The following is a 1,302-nucleotide window of genomic DNA, read 5'->3' as shown; positions in this document are numbered from 1 at the left end:
GCTGAAGGCATTCGCGACCGCCTTGTAGCTGTCACCGTCGGCCACCCGCACGAACGTGACGGCGCCCTTGGCGGTCATCTTCACCGTCTCGAGCTTCGTCCACTTCGCACCGCCATCGGAGGAAGCCCACAGCGACACGGTCCGCTTCTTGTCCAGCTTGGTCTCGCTGCTCTTGAACTGCGCGGTGATCCGCTGGCCCGGCTTCACGGTGATCGTGCCGGCCGTCACCACCTCGGCGCGGGCGCTCGTCGGCGCCACCAGGGTCGTGGCGGCGAGCAGCAGCCCGATGACGGTGGCGATGACGATTCGAATACGGCGCATGTGTCCCCCCAAGCTCCACACGATGTGGAAAGCGTAACCGGGCACTCCGACAAATTCCTCGGCGGGATTCCTCATCCGTACATTCGAACCCCTGATCTCTCGACTCCTGGTCGAGAGAGGGGGCCGCTAGGCTGCACCCAAGCCCGCCACCGAGTGAAGGTCTGCCATGCCGCTGGTCTCCGTGATCGTCCCCGTGCGGGACGGCGAGCGGCACCTGCGGCAGGCGCTGGAATCGATCGTCGCCCAGACCCTCACCGACCTCGAGGTGATCGTGGTGGACGACGGCTCCCGCGACGCGACGCCCGCGATCATCGCCGAGTTCGCGGCCCGGGATCCCCGGGTGCGCGGCCTGCCCGGCCCGGCCACCGGCAGCGCCGGGGACGCCCGCAACGCCGGTCTGGCCGTCGCCACCGGCGACTATCTGGCGTTCTGGGACGCCGACGACCAGTTCGGGCCGACCCTGCTCGCCGACCTGTACGCCCGCGCCCTCGCCGACCGGGCCGACATCGTGCTGACCAAGTTCACGGTGGCCGACGAGCGCACCGGTCAGGCGGCACCGGTCGACTGGGGCATCCGGCTGGAGTACTTCCCCGAGCACAACCCGGTCGAACCGGACGAAGTCGGCGACGCGCTGCTGATCGCGGTCAACCCGGCACCGTGGAACAAGCTCTTCCGCGGCGACTTCGTCCGGCAGGCGGACTTGCGGTTCCAGTCGCTGCGGCGCGCCAACGACGTCTATTTCACCGCCATGGCGCTGGCCCGGGCCGAACGGCTCAGCTACCTCGACGGGTACGCGATCGAGTACCGGATCGGCAACGAGGCGAGCCTGCAGGCCACCCGGGACGAGGCCCCGCTGGAGTTCGTCGAGGCGCTGGCCGAACTGCGCCGCGGGTTCAAGGCGATCGGCGGCTGGCCGCGGCTGGAACGGGCGCTGGCCAATCTCGCCGTCGAGCTTTCGCTGACCGCCCTGCGCAAGGCCAC

Annotated in this window: 2 protein-coding genes; one reads left to right on the top strand and one right to left on the bottom strand. The window is 69.6% G+C overall.

All coding sequences use genetic code 11. The features are described 5' to 3' along the window. Positions 1-396, bottom strand: a 396-nt coding sequence (locus Q0066_RS00955; protein ID WP_298129161.1) for a hypothetical protein, incomplete at its 3' end; no start/stop codon positions are given. A 91-nt stretch (positions 397-487) separates the two neighbouring features. On the opposite strand from Q0066_RS00955, the gene Q0066_RS00950 reads away from it, so the two are divergent. Continuing rightward, on the top strand, positions 488-1,302 hold an 815-nt coding region (locus Q0066_RS00950; protein WP_298129159.1), incomplete at its 3' end, for a glycosyltransferase.

This window comes from Micropruina sp. (genome assembly GCF_027492755.1).
Taxonomy (GTDB): Bacteria; Actinomycetota; Actinomycetes; order Propionibacteriales; family Propionibacteriaceae; genus Micropruina.
This window is presented reverse-complemented; position numbering and strand designations above follow the sequence as displayed.